The 15272-nt window shown below is 57.4% G+C and carries 8 protein-coding genes; all 8 read left to right on the top strand.

Annotation, left to right across the window (positions count from 1 at the left end):
- Positions 1–143: 143 nt before the first annotated feature.
- The 8 genes from ACFQZG_RS16370 (at position 144) to ACFQZG_RS16335 (ending at position 15256) form a co-directional block, all read left to right on the top strand.
- Positions 144–3680 (top strand): chitobiase/beta-hexosaminidase C-terminal domain-containing protein, encoded by a 3537-nt coding sequence (locus ACFQZG_RS16370; protein WP_378154363.1) that lies wholly within the window; start codon positions 144–146, stop codon positions 3678–3680.
- A gap of 93 nt (positions 3681–3773) precedes the next feature.
- Positions 3774–6188: a hypothetical protein gene (locus ACFQZG_RS16365; protein ID WP_378154361.1), complete on the top strand. Its 2415-nt coding sequence runs from the start codon at positions 3774–3776 to the stop codon at positions 6186–6188.
- A gap of 15 nt (positions 6189–6203) precedes the next feature.
- Entirely contained in the window at positions 6204–7826 is a 1623-nt protein-coding gene (locus ACFQZG_RS16360; RefSeq protein WP_378154360.1) for a response regulator transcription factor, read from the top strand.
- On the top strand, positions 7823–9622 hold the full coding sequence (locus ACFQZG_RS16355; protein WP_378154358.1) for a cache domain-containing sensor histidine kinase: 1800 nt from the start codon (positions 7823–7825) through the stop codon (positions 9620–9622). The genes ACFQZG_RS16360 and ACFQZG_RS16355 overlap by 4 nt, the downstream gene beginning before the upstream one ends.
- A 178-nt stretch (positions 9623–9800) precedes the next feature.
- Positions 9801–10745 (top strand): ABC transporter permease, encoded by a 945-nt coding sequence (locus ACFQZG_RS16350; protein ID WP_378154356.1) that lies wholly within the window; start codon positions 9801–9803, stop codon positions 10743–10745.
- Between the two features lie 44 nt (positions 10746–10789).
- Positions 10790–11683 (top strand): carbohydrate ABC transporter permease, encoded by an 894-nt coding sequence (locus tag ACFQZG_RS16345; RefSeq protein WP_378154354.1) that lies wholly within the window; start codon positions 10790–10792, stop codon positions 11681–11683.
- A gap of 112 nt (positions 11684–11795) precedes the next feature.
- Positions 11796–13586 (top strand): extracellular solute-binding protein, encoded by a 1791-nt coding sequence (locus ACFQZG_RS16340; RefSeq protein ID WP_378154352.1) that lies wholly within the window; start codon positions 11796–11798, stop codon positions 13584–13586.
- An 89-nt stretch (positions 13587–13675) separates the two neighbouring features.
- Entirely contained in the window at positions 13676–15256 is a 1581-nt protein-coding gene (locus ACFQZG_RS16335; RefSeq protein WP_378154350.1) for a glycoside hydrolase family 3 N-terminal domain-containing protein, read from the top strand.
- Positions 15257–15272: the final 16 nt, after the last annotated feature.

Here is a 15272-nt window from a genome sequence, read left to right as displayed (position 1 = left end):
TGAATCATTCAATCCATTTGGCGAATCGGGTCGATATACTTAAGACATTTCCCGGAGAAGGAGGGAATTGAGGGCGGCAATGATGCAATCGTAGGCTTGTCTAGTCCGTACGTCAGCATTTTCAATCCAAAGGAGAGTCGGTCATGAAGAGGACATGGAACAATCGGATTCGCTCCGCGGTGTTCGCCTTGCTGATCTCGACGACCGCCTTGGGCCAAGCGTTCACCGCCGCGCCCGAAGCCGCTGCCGCAACGTCCCATACGGTTAACGTTTATCCGAATCAAGTCGTGCAATCGGATTTTCTGGGAGTAGGCGTTAATCTAATCCCGACCAGCCTCATGACGAACAACGTTTCGAAAGGGTACGAGGAAGCGTATTGGGAAATGGACCGCAAGCGGATCGAGACGATCAAGCCGAAAGTCGCCCGCGTGTGGTTCCAGCCGGACTGGATGGAGCCGACGAAAGGAACGTATACGTTCAACAGCGTCAAGATGCAAGCCTTTTACAAATACCTCGACGCCCTGAAAAGCGCGGGTACGGAAATCGAGCTGAACTTCGGCTGGAAGGTCGGCAGAGATATTCAGAGCTGGTTCGGCATTCCGGGCGTACCGGCCGATACGAGCGCTCCGGCGGACGTCGACGCTTTCGCCGCATCCGCATCCGCGCTGCTGCAAGAGCTCGTCGTCAACAGAAGCTATACGAACGTCAAGTATTTGACCTTCTACAACGAGCCGAACGGCTATTGGGATTTCGAGGCGCCGGGCGAGCAACGGGCTTACTACGCGAACATCGTTCAGAAGGTCCATAACAAGCTGACCGCGGACGGAAGACGCAACCTGGTCCAGATATGGGGGCCGGAAGAATGGAACGATCCGACATGGACGCAATACATGAAGGACAACGTCGACGGCGCCATCGACGCGTTCACGTTCCACGTCTACGGCGGGGGTTACGGCGAACTCAGCGGTCAAATCTCCGCCCGGAAAAACATCGCGGGCACGAAGCCGGTCATCTTGTCGGAGTTCGGATTCCCGGGCCGCTACGACAGCGGCTGGGATGCGGGATACGCGAACTTCATCATCAAGATGGCGAACGAAGGCATTAAAGCCGGACTGATCTGGCAGCTCAACGGGGTCTGGGTCGAGGATCCGAACGAAACGACGGATACGAACGGCACCTACACGCTATGGGATTCGCTCGTCGTGGAGAAGAACCCGAACCTGAGATATTACGAGGCGGGATTGTTGTCCAGATACATTCCCGCGCACAGCTCCGTAATCGCCGTGAATACCGGATCGCCGGACCTTCGCGCGGCGGCGTTCAAGACGGCAAGCGGCGATTATACCGTCGTGCTGGAGACGAACGAGGGCACCGAAGGCCGGAACGTCGCGTTTAACTTCAACGGCGTCAATATCGGCAAGACGTTCCGTAAATTCACGTTCAACGATTCGGTCGTTCCGGAGGCCAACGCGATGCTGCCGGCCAAGTCCGCGGAATTCGCGGCCGGTACTTCCTTCGCGGATGCCTCGATCGATTCGGCGCGCAACGTCATCGTGTACACGACTTTGCCGGCGCAAACTCAGGTGCAGGTTTCGCCAGCTAATACTGCGGCTGCCGCCGGCGCTACGGCGCAACTTAACGCTAACCTGGTGGATGGCACCGGAGGAATCGCTTGGAGCGTCATCGGCAGCGGCAACGGCTCGATCACGAGCGGCGGATCGTATACCGCCCCATCGCTTACGGAAGAGAAGTTGATCGCCGTCAAAGCTGCGAGCGTCGCGGATCCGGGCAGCTACGGCATCGCGCTCATCCGGGTCGCTCCGCAATCGACGTCGACTCGCGCGGAAATACCGAGCTTCAGCCTTGCGGGCGGCTCCTATACGGGCAACCAGTCGATCGCGATCACGACGGCGACGCCGGGAGCGACGATCCGGTACACGACGGACGGAAGCACGCCGACCGCGTCGTCGACCGCGTACGCGGGACCGGTGACCATAACGAGCTCGACGATGCTGAAGGCCGTCGCCTTCAAATCGGGATTGGCCGAATCGGCGAAGAAAGCCGTCTATTACCGGATCACGCCGCCATCGGCAGGACCGGCCGGATACGAATTCTGTTCGCAGGAGACGCAGACGTGCAACTTCCCGGGAACGGCTTCGGTCGCTTTCGGCGCGAACGGCAGCTACTTATACGGCACGTTCTCCAAGAAAGTCGGGTGCAACGCGACGGCGTTCGGAGGCGATCCGGCATCCGGAACGTTCAAAGCTTGCTATTACCAGCTGCAGTCGGGGCAGATCGTATCCGCGCCGACGTTCAGTCCGGCGGGAGGAACGTATAGCTCGGCGCAGACGGTGACGATATCGACCGCGACGGCCGGAGCGGCTATCCGCTATACGACGGACGGCAGCACGCCGACGGCATCGTCCGCGCTGTACGCGGGCGCGATCAACGTAGCGGCCACGACGACTTTGAAAGCGATCGCGATCAAATCCGGAATGAGCGACTCGGCCGTCACGACGGCGGCGTATACGATTACGGGCGGTGCCGCGGGCGGACCCGATGGCTATACGTATTGCGCGAACGAGTTCGGGACGTGTACGTTCGGCGGGACGGCAAGCGTCGCTTACGGTTCGAACAACGCCTTCGTATACGGAACGTTCACGAATAGCGCGGTATGCTCGACCGGCGCTTTCGGCAGCGATCCGGCGTACAACCAGCCGAAGAAATGCTACTATCAGCTCCAGTCGGCGCAGACCGCGGCTACGCCGACGTTCAGTCCCGCCGGGGGCACGTACGCTTCGGCGCAATCGGTAACGCTCTCGACCGCCACGGCCGGGGCGGAAATCCGCTATACGACGGATGGCAGCGCTCCGACGGCATCGTCGGCGTTGTACGCGGGAGCGGTCCAAGTGTCCGCCACGACGACGCTGAAGGCGATCGCGCGCAAGAGCGGCATGAGCGATTCGGCTATCGCGACGGCGTCGTATACGATCTCTAGCGGATCGTCCGGCGGCATCGACGGCTATACGTTCTGCGCGAACGAGTTCGGCACTTGCGCCTTCACCGGGACGGCAAGCGTCGCTTACGGCGCGAACGGAGCCTTCGTATTCGGAACGTTCACGAACGGAGCGGTTTGCACGACGGGGACGTTCGGCAGCGATCCGGCTTATAACGTCGCGAAGAAGTGCTATTACAAGCCGGGCGGCTCGGGACAGTCGACGACGCTTCAGAATGCCGGATTCGAGACGCCGGCGACGGCTAACCATTCGTACGGTCCGACGACGGACGGCTGGACGTTCAATGCCCGGGCCGGCGTGCAGAAGAACGGAGGCGCGTTCGGAGCGGCCGCCGCTCCGGAAGGCGTGCAGACCGCCTTCATCCAGAGCGTGAACGGCACGCATGGCGAGATCAGCCAATCCGTTGCTTTCGCGACGGGTACGTATCAAATCTCCGTCCAAGCGGCCAAACGAACGAACTACGGCGGAGATCAGACCGTTAACGTTTATTACGATACGACTTTGATCGGCACCCTATCGCCGGCTTCCGGCGCTTTCGCCGCCTACGCGACGAATTCGTTCGCCGCCGCATCCGGCGCGCATACGATCAAATTCGTCGGATCGGCGGCGACGGGAGATCATACCGCGTTCATTGACGCGGTAACGTTAACGAAATTGAACTGACGATAGGCTTATACGTGCATACTGATCTGCTGTCCGGTCGACGCCGTCGTCCGGACGGCAGTTTCGTACTTTCGGCGAAGGGCGATGGCATCGATGAACAATCTCACGTTTCTAAGCTTCTGGTCGATTAACGACGCGCTTGATTTGACGGCGCTTACGTCGCAGATGGACGAATTGCGCGCGGCGGGTTTGGACGGCGTCGTGTTCCATCCGCGCTACTATACGAACGAGCCCGTCTATATGGGCGAGCCCTATTTGGCGATCGTCTCCGAGCTCATCCTCCATGCGAAGCGCACGGGCATGATCTTCTGGCTGTACGACGAGAACGGCTGGCCTTCCGGTACGGCCGGAGGCCAGGTGCTGGAGAAGCACGCCGGCTCTACTTGCCGGTCGCTCCGCCGAACGCGCATGCCGGACGGCCGCTACGAACTCCTTGTCGATAGCTGGACCGCTATATCCTCGCTCGATATCGAAGCGACGAAGACGTTCATCGAGATTACGCACGAAGGCTACCGCAAAGGCTTGAAGCCGGAAGCGTTCGCCTACGTCGAAGGATTTTTCTCGGACGAGGTGGCCTTCCTCGACGGTCACGGCGTGGCGCTGCAGCATGGCGCCGTGCCGTGGGATGACCGATTGCCGGAACGTTACCGGGAGCGGCACGGGGAAGAGCTAATGCCGTTGCTGCCTCTATTATTCGCGGATGACGAGGGATACGAGCGAGTCCGCATCCGCTTCTGGGAGCTGCTGACGGATATGCTGGTCGAAGGGTTCTATCGGCCGATCGAAGACTGGTGCGCGAAGCACGGCAAACGGTTCACGGCGCATGTCAAAGCGGAGGAGCATCCCTACTTTCAGTTGTCCTATAGCGGCTCGTGCTTTCAAGTATTGCAAGGAGTAGAGACCCCCGCGGTCGACGCGCTCGAACGTTATCCGGGCAATCACTTCTATCCTCGGATCGCCCATTCAGTTGCCGTGCAGCAAGGAAGGAAAGGCTGCTTGGCCGAGGCGATGGGAGGGAGCGGCTGGGGAATTACGCCGGAATCATTCGAGCGGTACGCGTTGTGGTTGGCCGGTCACGGAATCGATCAATTCGTGCTTCATCTCAATCAATTCAGGCTGAAGACGCAGGCGATGCAAGATTGGCCGCCGTCGATGCCTTGCCATTTGACATGGAAAGACGCATTCCCTTCCGTGCTTCAATCCGTTAGGATGAAGGCGAGGGAATTGCCGGATCTCCGAGCGGAGCCGGATGCGCTCATCGTCGTCCCGACGAGAGGAACGATGGCCGCGTTCATCCCCGAAGAAGCGATGGAGTTGAACGAGCATGACGGATCCAATGTGCCCGATTCCTTCGGCGGCCGCTTGAGCCTATCCTTGCTTCGACTCGTCGATGCGTGCTTCGAGGCGGGCATCCATTACGAATTGACGGAAGAGAGAGCGATCGAGGAGGAAGGCCGACTGTCGGACGGGGCCATCCATATCGGTTTCCGGACGTACGGAACGGTCATTCTCGCCGAAGGCTGCCGGATAAGCGATTCATTAGCGGACGAATGGCGGCGGTCGGGCGTGCGGGTGCTCGAAGCGGGGCAATGGCGGGACGCGATGCCGAGCAACGATGAAGTCGCGATCAGCGAAGAAGACCCTCGCATCCGAATCGTGCCCGAACAGACGCCTTGGCGGATTAGCCAAGCGCCGGCGAATAATCGGCTGCCGATATCGTTCGCGCAGCAAATCGACGGGTCTCTAACGTTCGAGGTCGCGATCGAAGAGAGCGCATCAATAACCGGGCTGTCGCTGCTCTTGCTCGATCCGGTCGAAGAATGCTCCGTCAATGGGCAACGCCTAACCTTCTACCGCCGGGATGAAGGATACGTCGCGGATATTCCGGATGAGATCGCGAGGAATGCCGGAGAGCGGCTCCTTATCCGAGCCGTGCCCGCGGCCGGCGGGGAAGCTTGTCCGGCGGCATGGATACGAGGCGAATTCGCGGTCGCCAGTCTATCCCCCTACGCGGAGAAGGACGAACGTCAACGGATGACGAGCGGTCCGTTCAAGGTAACGGCGTCGCAAGTCCCTCAGCCATCCGATATGATCGCGTCCGGTTATCCGTTCGCGGGACGACCGGTCATCTTGAAGAAGACGATCGCCGTCGAGAAGGACTTACGCAAGGCGAGGTTGAAGTTATTCGGAGTCCAAGCGTCCGCGATCAACGTCCGGATCGGGGATACGGAGCTTGGCTGGCATTGGGGCCCGGTCTGGAGCATCGACATCCCGGAAGGACTCCGCAAGGGCGCGCAAGACATATCGGTTACGATCGTTCCAAGCGGCTATAACGTCTACGGACCGCATCGGCATATCGACGGGGATAGGCATCTAACGAGTCCGGATCAATATAAAGGCAACAAGAACTTCGCCGATCGGGCGGATGCGCCGGAGCGAACGCTATCCGGCGATTGGCATTTCGTCAAGTGGGGCATCGAAGAGGAGCAAGTCGTTCTGGAGATCTAGAAGGAGTTGCGGGCCATGTATAAAGTGATGATCGTCGAGGACGAGATGCTGGTTCGGATCGGCATCCGAAATTCCGTGGAATGGTCCAAATACGATATGGAAGTCATCGCGGACTTGCCGGACGGACAAGCGGCATGGGAGCTGTACAGGAGAGAGCGTCCGGACCTCATCATTACGGACATTCGCATGCCGAGGATGGACGGGATGACGCTGATCGCCAACATCCGGGAGCAAGACAAGGCGACGCGCCTCGTCGTCTTGTCTTGCCTGGAAGAGTTCGAGCTCGTGCGCAAGGCGATGTCGCTCGGCGTATCCAACTATATTCTGAAGCTGACGATGACCTCGGAGGAGATCGACGGGGTGCTGCGCGGCGTTGCCGAGGAACTGAGGGTTCAGGAGAACAAGCAGCACTCCCGCGAGGAACCCGTTCGCGCTACCGCGAACCTGCTATTGATGACGGAGAAGATCATTAAAGATTACGTCTTCTACAGCATCTACACGGAGGACGAATTCGCAAGGTTCGTCGAGCAGAACGATCTGAAGCTGTCTCCCGTACGCATGGTCGTCTGCATCATGGAGATCGATCGGCTGGAGCAAATCCGGAAGAAGTTCAAGGACGAGCACGGCCACCTCGTCAAAATGACGATGATGAACATCCTCGAGGAAATACTGTCCGACGGCAAACGGGGAGAAGCGGTATCGTTGGACGAGCAAAAGTATTTGCTCTTGCTGCAGTTCGAGGATATCGCGTCGGAGAACGCGATCCGGCAGCAAACGCATCGGCTGCTCATGCACGTGCAAGAGGTCATGCGCTCGTTCTATAACGGTTCCTTGTCGTTCGGGGTCAGCGGTATCCGCAACGGCTATTCGACGCTGCCCCGGATGTACGCGGAATCGCAACGGGCGTTAACCCGCAAATTTCTCGCGGGAGGCGGCAAGATCCACGCGGCGGGAGAGCCGGTGGACATGACCGCGATTCTCGTCGTATTGGAACGCATCCGCAAGTACGAACCGTTCCGGCAATGGTTGCCTTCCCAAGGCGTAACGACGTTCGAGAAGCTGCTGGAGGCATTCGCGTCCGGATTGCAAGGCGAGAGAAAGGCGCTGGAGATCACGCTCTACCAGCTCGTCCAATGGATTCATACGAGCCTGTACGACTACGGCCGCAACGAGCGCACGCTTCTGTTCAATATCACGGACCGATTGGAGCAATGCGATACGCTTCCGGAGATGCTGGAGCTTCTTGAAGCGCACATCGCGGAGCTTGCGGAAGAGATGAAGAACAGAATGCAGATGAGCAGCGAGATCACGAAGGCGATCCATTACATCAAGCTTCACTATAAAGATAACATCAGCTTGCAAACGGTGGCGGCGCACGTGAATTTGAGCTTCGGCTATTTAAGCAACTTGTTCAAGAAGGAATTCGGCATGACGTTCGTCGATTACTTGAACAGCTACCGGGTAGAGCGAGCCAAAGAGCTGCTTCTGATGACGCAGATCAAATCGTACGATATCGCCGTAGAAGTCGGATTCTCGCCGGAATACACGTATTTCAGCAAGGTGTTCAAGAAGATTACCGGTCTCAACCCGAACGAATTCAGAAAACAACGGCTGTCGGACGGGAGCGTGCATTCGTGAAGCTGAAGGGCAGGTTTCAGAGTCTCGGCACGCAGTTGATCGTCTCCGTCATGATTATCTCCCTTCTCGTCCTCGCGGCCGCTTCCTATGCCTTGTATTCGTTCATGCTCGATATGATCAAGGAGCAGAACGAGAAGACGCTCCATCAGCAGTTCCAGCAGCTCGACCATAATATTCATGCGGTGGCGAGCGATATCGACCGATTATCGAATCTCCTTAAGCTCGATAACAGCATTCAATCGTTATTGACGAGCCAGGACGACCCTAACGATTACGAGTTCGTAACGTACAAAAGCAACCTGCTGAACAGAATCGAGACGTATATCGGCAATTATACCTACATCCATTCCATCTACTTCTTCTCCGAACAGACAGGCGCGATCGGAGGCAACGTCAAGTCGACGCTCGTCCATTCGGAACAAAGTTGGGACGACGCTTTTATCGCATCGGAAGCATATCGGCGCGCGCAGGAGGCTTCTCCGCTATTGACGGTGAACGGCGGAGTTCCGTATTCCTTCTACAACCCCTACAAAACCGGGGGCTCGGACGGCAATCTGATCAGCATGATGAGGACCGTACGCGCAACTTTGCGTCCGAGCGCCGGAGGCGTGCTGATTTTCAATATCGACGAAAGATATTTAAGCACGATTTACGCCAACGATTCGGAGGCGAACAGCGGCGACATGTATATCGTGGACGGCGACGGCCGGGTGATCTCCGCGGGACGTCCCGAGAGAGTCGGGACGGATTCGCCGTTCATGCCGGACAACGGAGCTTCATACGGCAGCCATGACGTTACCCGAGACGGCAGTCAAGTCCAATTGGTCTACTACAAGCTGCAAGACAGCGACTGGTACCTGATGAAGGAAGTTCCGCTTAGCCAATATTCGCATCAAATTTACAAGGTTCAAAGGCTGCTCGTGCTCGTATTCCTGGTCAGCGTGCTCATGATGTTCGCGATCTCTTACTTCTGGCTGCGCAAAATGCTGAAGCCGATGCACCGGCTGTCGGTCATGATGAGAGAGATGAGCGGAGGGGAGCTGGGCATCACTATTCGCGAGGTGCCGAACAACGAGATCGGAACGGTCATTCGCCGATTCAACGATATGTCGCTGAGCATGGTCGACTTGATCGATAAGAATAACGAAATCCAAGAGCAGAAGCGGATTCTGGAGATCGAAGCGCTTCAATACCAGATCAATCCCCATTTCCTCTATAACACGTTGAACATGGTCCGATGGATGGCCTCGGATATCAAGGCCGATAACATCGTCAACAGCATCGTTGCGCTAGGCAATATCCTGCGCGCGGCGTACACGAACAAGAACACGATGTGTTCGCTCAGGGACGAGTTAAGCTACTTGGACAACTACGTCAAAATCATCAATTTGCGGTTCAACGACGGCGTCGCTTACGAAGTGGAGGCGGACGAGGATGCGCTGGACGACACCGTGCCTAGATTCATCCTGCAGCCGCTCGTCGAGAACGCGATCGCATCAGGAAGCCATTCGGAAGATCGAGTCGTTACGATCAAGATCAGCGCGAGACGGGAAGCGGATCTTCTGGTCATCGTCGTCTCGGATACGGGAGCGGGCATTCAAACCGACCAGCTCGAAGAGATGAACGATCGGCTCCGGGAAGGCTTCGAGATCGAGCGGACGGGCAGCGGCAACGGCATCGGCCTGCAGAACGTGAACAAGCGAATTCGGTTGTATTACGGCGACGAGTACGGCATTCAATTCGTTCCGGTCGCGAAAGGCGCGACGGTCGTCCTTCGGTTGCCGGCGCAAGCTTGAACGGTTGTCGGATCGCGTTCAACTAAATCGCAATATCGTTCAAGCTACGTACGAAGAAGGCAGCCATAGGGCTGCCTTGTTCCTTATATTGTTCAATTTCCTCCGCGTATCGTTCATTCTGATGGCAATCCCGCAAGGTTAAGATGGGAGTACAACAGGAAGACAAGGAGGAATTCAGATGGGGACAGCCATTGAAGCGAACCGGCATGCGGCAATCGCGACGAAGAAGAAGAGAATCCATAGCGACGGCTGGAAGCTGCTCCTGATGGCGACGCCGTTCGTGCTCTTCGCCTTCGCGTTCAGCTACGTGCCTCTCTTCGGATGGATCTACGCGTTCTTCGATTACCAGCCGGGCATTCCGCTGAGCGATACCGAATTCACGGGGTTGGCCAAATTCGCGGCAATATTCGACGATCCCAATATCGTCCGCGTTCTTACGAATACGATCGCGCTCAGCTTCCTATCGATCATGACCGCGCCGATACCGCTCATTCTGGCGATCTTGATCTCCGAAGTGAAGAGCGGTTGGTTCAAGAAGCTCGTGCAAACGACGTCCACTCTGCCTAACTATATTAGCTGGATTATCGTATTCTCGCTCGCGTTCAGCATGTTCAGCACGGAGGGAGCCGTCAACCAGGTTCTGCATAAGCTCGGCTTCAGCGACGCGGCCGTCAACGTGTTGGGCAATCCCGACCATGTATGGAGCATTCAAACCGGACTGTTGCTATGGAAGACGGTCGGGTGGAGCTCGATCATCTACTTGGCGGCGATCGTCGGCATCGACGGCGAGCAGTACGACGCGGCGAAAGTCGACGGGGCGGGAAGATTCCGCTGCATCTGGCATATTACGATTCCGAGCATCATGCCGACGTTCCTCGTCCTGCTCCTCTTATCGATCAGCAACCTGCTGTCGGCAGGATTCGAGCAGTATCTCGTCTTCAACAACATGCTCGTCGCCGATCGCATCGAAGTGCTCGATCTGTACGTCTATCGGCTCGGTCTTGTCATGCGGGACTATTCCTATTCGACCGCGGTCGGCATATTCAAGACGGTAATCAGCATCATCCTCTTGTTCTCCGTTAACCGTCTTTCGAAGAAGATTCGCGGAGAGAGCATCATCTAGCCGCTGCCGAACCGCATGTCCGAAACTACGCAGGAGGAATTCCTATGACCAAGAAGGCGATCAATTGGCCGGACGCGTTGTTCATCGTCGTCAATTACTTGTTGTTATCGCTGCTGATTATCGTGACGATCTATCCTTTTTACTACATCTTCATCTATTCGATCAGCGATTCCTACCAAGCCCAAGTGCACGGCGTCTACTTGTGGCCGGCGGGCTTCTCGTTGAAGAGTTACGACGTCGCGATGCATCTTCGGGGATTGTCGCACGCGGCGCTGATTTCCTTGCTCCGTACCGTTATCGGAACGGCGCTGACCGTCCTCTGCTGCACGTTCTTCGCCTATCTGATCACGAAGCAAGAGCTTCCGTTCCGTAAAGTCATCTATCGGTTCGTGCTCGTCACGATGTACTTCAATGCCGGGTTCATCCCCTGGTATTTGACGATGAAGGCGTACGGCTTGCAAAATAACTTCCTGCTCTACATCGTGCCTAGCGCGTTGGTCGGATTCTTCGTTATTCTAATCAAAACGTATATCGAACAGCTGCCCGCTTCGCTCGAGGAATCGGCGAAGATCGACGGCGCGGGTTACCTTACGATATTCGCGAGAATCATCTTCCCGTTGTCGATGCCGATCGTCGCGACGATCGCCGTGTTCGCCGCGGTCGGGCAATGGAACACGTGGTTCGACAACTTCTTCTTGATCGAGGATCCGGATCTGCAGACGTTGCAGCTCGTGCTGTACAACATGCTCAACCAGTCGCAGAATCTGGCTAGGATGACCGCCGACGAATTAACGCGGCAAGGGGCAACGATGGTCATGACGCCGCAATCGATCCGCATGACGATCACGATGCTCGTCACGCTGCCGATCGTGCTCGTCTACCCGTTCCTGCAACGTTTCTTCGTGAAGGGCATTATGCTTGGCGCCGTGAAAGGATAACGCGGCGATCGTTCATCGGATTATCCGGGGGCATTCGGTCAAGGCCTGGGCCGACATCCTTCGATAATTATAGATCATCCAATACTCGTACTTTCAGGGAGGTTCAATCCACTTGATAAAAAGAAGATTGGCATTATCCGTCGCGGCGGCAACGCTCGCGATGAGCGCCGCGCTGACGGCTTGCTCCGGCGGCAACAACAATAATAACGAAGCATCCCCTAGCCCGAGCGCAAGCACGACGCCTGCCGCTTCCGCCAGTGATTCGGGATCGCAAGAAGTCGATAAATCCGCCGATGCGGTTACGTTGCGGCTGGTCGTCGTCCAAACCGGAACGATCTGGAACAATCACTTGGATAGCGCGATCGCGCAAGAGATCGCCAAGAAGATCGGCGTCAAGATCGAATACGTCGAAGCCGACGACAACAAATTCAACGTCTTGATGGCCGGCGGGGACTTGCCGGATATCGTGCGCGCCGATCCTACCAAATACGGCAAGCAATTGATCGAAGGCAATCTTATCGTGCCGATGGACGACCTTCTGGCTCAGTACGGCCAAGACATTACGGCGAACGTTCCTACGGTCGTGGATTACAGTAAGAAGAACTGGAGCCAGAACACGGGCAAGCTCTACTTCTTGCCTCCGCAAGTGCAATCCCAACCTAGCACGACGGTTGCGCCGCTTACGATCGGCCCGGCGATCCGTTGGGATTATTACAAGGAGATCGGCGCTCCGGCGATCAAGACCGCCGATGATCTTCTCAACGTGTTGGACGAAATCGTGAAGAAACACCCGACGACGGCCGAAGGCAAGAAGGTGTACGGGGTTTCCATGTTCCAGGATTGGGGCTTGTGGCCGTATATCTATCCGTTCACGTTCCTGACGGGACAGACGGGCGCCAATACGGAGACGATGATCAAAGGCGCGTTGGATAAACAATTCATCAACTTGTTAACCGACGAGAAGTCCAGCTACTGGATGGGGATGGACTTCTATAACAAAGCCAATCGCCGCGGATTGCTCGATCCGGACAGCCTGACGATGAAGTTCGACGATTACACGGCCAAGACGGCCGCCGGCCAGATCGTCATCACGCCGGCCGACTGGACGGCGGGCGAATTCAATCAGAAGCATGCCGCGGAGCGTCAAGGTTACATGGTTATTCCTGCCGGCAACCATGCATGGTTCGGCGAAGTCAAGCCGATCGGCTGGACGGACAAGACGTACAGCATCTCCAAGAGCTCGAAGCACGCCGACAAAGCGATGGAATTCCTGAACTACCTCTACTCCTATGAAGGCGCAAGAACGATGTACAGCGGCGTCGAAGGCGTTCATTGGGATTTGGTGGACGGCAAACCGATTCTTAAGGATTCCACGCTCGCCTTGAAAACCAAGGGCGGTCCGGAGTGGGAAGCGACGGGGATCGCGCTCGACATTAACTTGATGGGACTCGGCTCGAGCGTCTTGAATCCGGCCGACGGCGTTCCGGTGGACCTGTTCACCTCGGCCGACGCGCTTGCCAAGGGAACGAACGAGCTGCAGAAGGACTTCAGCGAATTCTACGGCGTAACCTCGCCGGGCGAAGTATTCGTGAAGCAGGAAGCGGAAGGCAAGTTGACCAATTTCACCACGTTGTTCAAAGGAATGTCCGAGGAGCAGGTCATCCTGAACAATACGATCGTGTCGCCTAACTTGACGGACGATCTGAAGAAGAAGGACGCGGACCTGAAGGAACTGGGCATGCGTTACGCGGCGAAGCTCATTCTGGCTAAATCGGACGAATCGTTCGCGGACATCAAGCAAGAGGCGCTCGAAGCGTTCAAGAAAGCCGGCGCGGACGACGTGACCAAGTTCTATCAAGAGAACTATTCGGCGGCAAGAAAAGCGAACGGCCTGCAAGATTAATCATAGCGCAATAGACGAACGGGCGAGGAGCCAAAGCCGACGAGGCTTTGGCTCCTTGGCTTTCCGGTTGCGGAGACGGAGGCATAACGATGAAGTATCGAATCAGGATTACGGATGAAATCAGACGAACCGTCGAAGGCTGGGACTTCCGAAGATTGCTTAATCAAGTCTGTTGTCCGACTTGGAGACGGGCGGAGGTTGCGGAATTACGCGAATACGGCGCGATGTTCTTCCATCCGGAAGAACGCGGGAAGCTGGACGGCCAGATCGCGCGGTTCAAGGCGGCTTGCGACATGCCGCCGTTCATCGTCAGCGACTTGGAGAGCGGTCCGGGAGATATGATTCTCGGCGCATCTAAATTCCCGACCTTCATGGGCGTCAGTCAGACGGGATCCGAGGAGCTTGTCTACGAGGTCGGCCGAATCGCGGCGTCGGAAGCCGGAGAGATCGGCTATAACTGGACGTTCTCTCCTGTCGCGGATTTGGCGATCGACCCGGACAGTCCCGTCGTCTCGTCGCGAAGTCCCGGCCATACGCCGGCATATGCCGAGAAGATGGCGGGCGCGTATATTCGCGGGCTGCAGGACAACGGCATGATGGCGACGATCAAGCATTTTCCGGGAGACGGGTTCGCCTCCTGGGATCAGCACTTGACCACGCCTATCAATCCGCTCGGCATGGAAGATTGGCATGCAGGGCCGGGACGGGTGTTCAAGACGTTGATCGACGGGGGAGCGATGGCCGTCATGCCGGGGCATATCGCGCTGCCTGCTTACGACGAGGCCGACGATCGCGGGCTTTATCCTCCGGCGACCTTATCCAAGCGGCTGCTGCTGGACTTGCTTCGGGGAGAGCTCGGTTTCGAAGGGCTCATCGTCTCGGACGCGGTCGAGATGGGAGGGGCGGTCGGCTATATGAATTATTACGACGCCTGCGCGGCGACGCTCGAGAACGGCTGCGACATGCTGCTGTTTCCCCGCATCGACGAGCGGTTCTACCGCGAGATGGAAGCGAGGCTTGCGAACGGCCGGTTAACGCTGGAAGCGCTCAGGGATCGCGCTTGCCGAGTCGTCGCGTTGAAGGAACAGTTCGGACTGACGTCCGGGCAGGACCGGACGATCGAACCGATAGATCGGACGTATTCGGAGTCCGTCGCCAGCCGGGTCGCGGATGCGGCCATTACGGTCGTTCGCGATCGCGGAAGCTTGATTCCCGTCGCCCTGGATAAGCGGAGCCGCGTGCTGCATGCGGTAGCGATGAACGGCTCCGATCGTTACGGAGACATGTACGCGAGAATATTGTCCGCGCTCCGCGAGCGCTGCGGGCATGTCGATCAGTGGATCGATCCCGGGCCGGACCGGTTGTTCGAGGCGGCCGTCGACCATGCGTACGATCTGATCCTCTGTTCTATCGGCAGCGAGCTTAGCTACGGCCTGAACGTCGTCCGGCTGCACGACGAAGTCGCGCGGAACATGATGGGCGGCTGGATGAAGCTGGGCACGAAGGTCGTATTCGTCGCGCATCATCACCCGTTCGTCCATAAGGAGTACGAAGCGGCGATCGACACGATCGTCAACACGTACGGCGACATTGCTTGCACGGCCGAGCTGTTGATCGCGAAGCTGACCGGCGAGCTGCCGATCGAACGCGAATTGCGGGCGCACGACTAGCGCGCCTGAGGAGGAG

Source organism: Cohnella sp. GCM10027633 (assembly GCF_042675445.1).
Lineage (GTDB): Bacteria > Bacillota > Bacilli > Paenibacillales > Paenibacillaceae > Cohnella.
Note: the sequence above shows the minus strand (reverse complement) of the source record. Positions and strands in the feature narration are given on the sequence as shown.

Bases quoted from the DNA above. Each gene is read 5' to 3' on its own strand.
- ACFQZG_RS16365 (WP_378154361.1), top strand. From the start codon at position 3,774: ATGAACAATCTCACGTTTCTAAGCTTCTGGTCGATTAACGACGCGCTT.
- ACFQZG_RS16350 (WP_378154356.1), top strand. From the start codon at position 9,801: ATGGGGACAGCCATTGAAGCGAACCGGCATGCGGCAATCGCGACGAAG.
- ACFQZG_RS16370 (WP_378154363.1), top strand. From the start codon at position 144: ATGAAGAGGACATGGAACAATCGGATTCGCTCCGCGGTGTTCGCCTTG.
- ACFQZG_RS16360 (WP_378154360.1), top strand. From the start codon at position 6,204: ATGTATAAAGTGATGATCGTCGAGGACGAGATGCTGGTTCGGATCGGC.
- ACFQZG_RS16335 (WP_378154350.1), top strand. From the start codon at position 13,676: ATGAAGTATCGAATCAGGATTACGGATGAAATCAGACGAACCGTCGAA.
- ACFQZG_RS16345 (WP_378154354.1), top strand. From the start codon at position 10,790: ATGACCAAGAAGGCGATCAATTGGCCGGACGCGTTGTTCATCGTCGTC.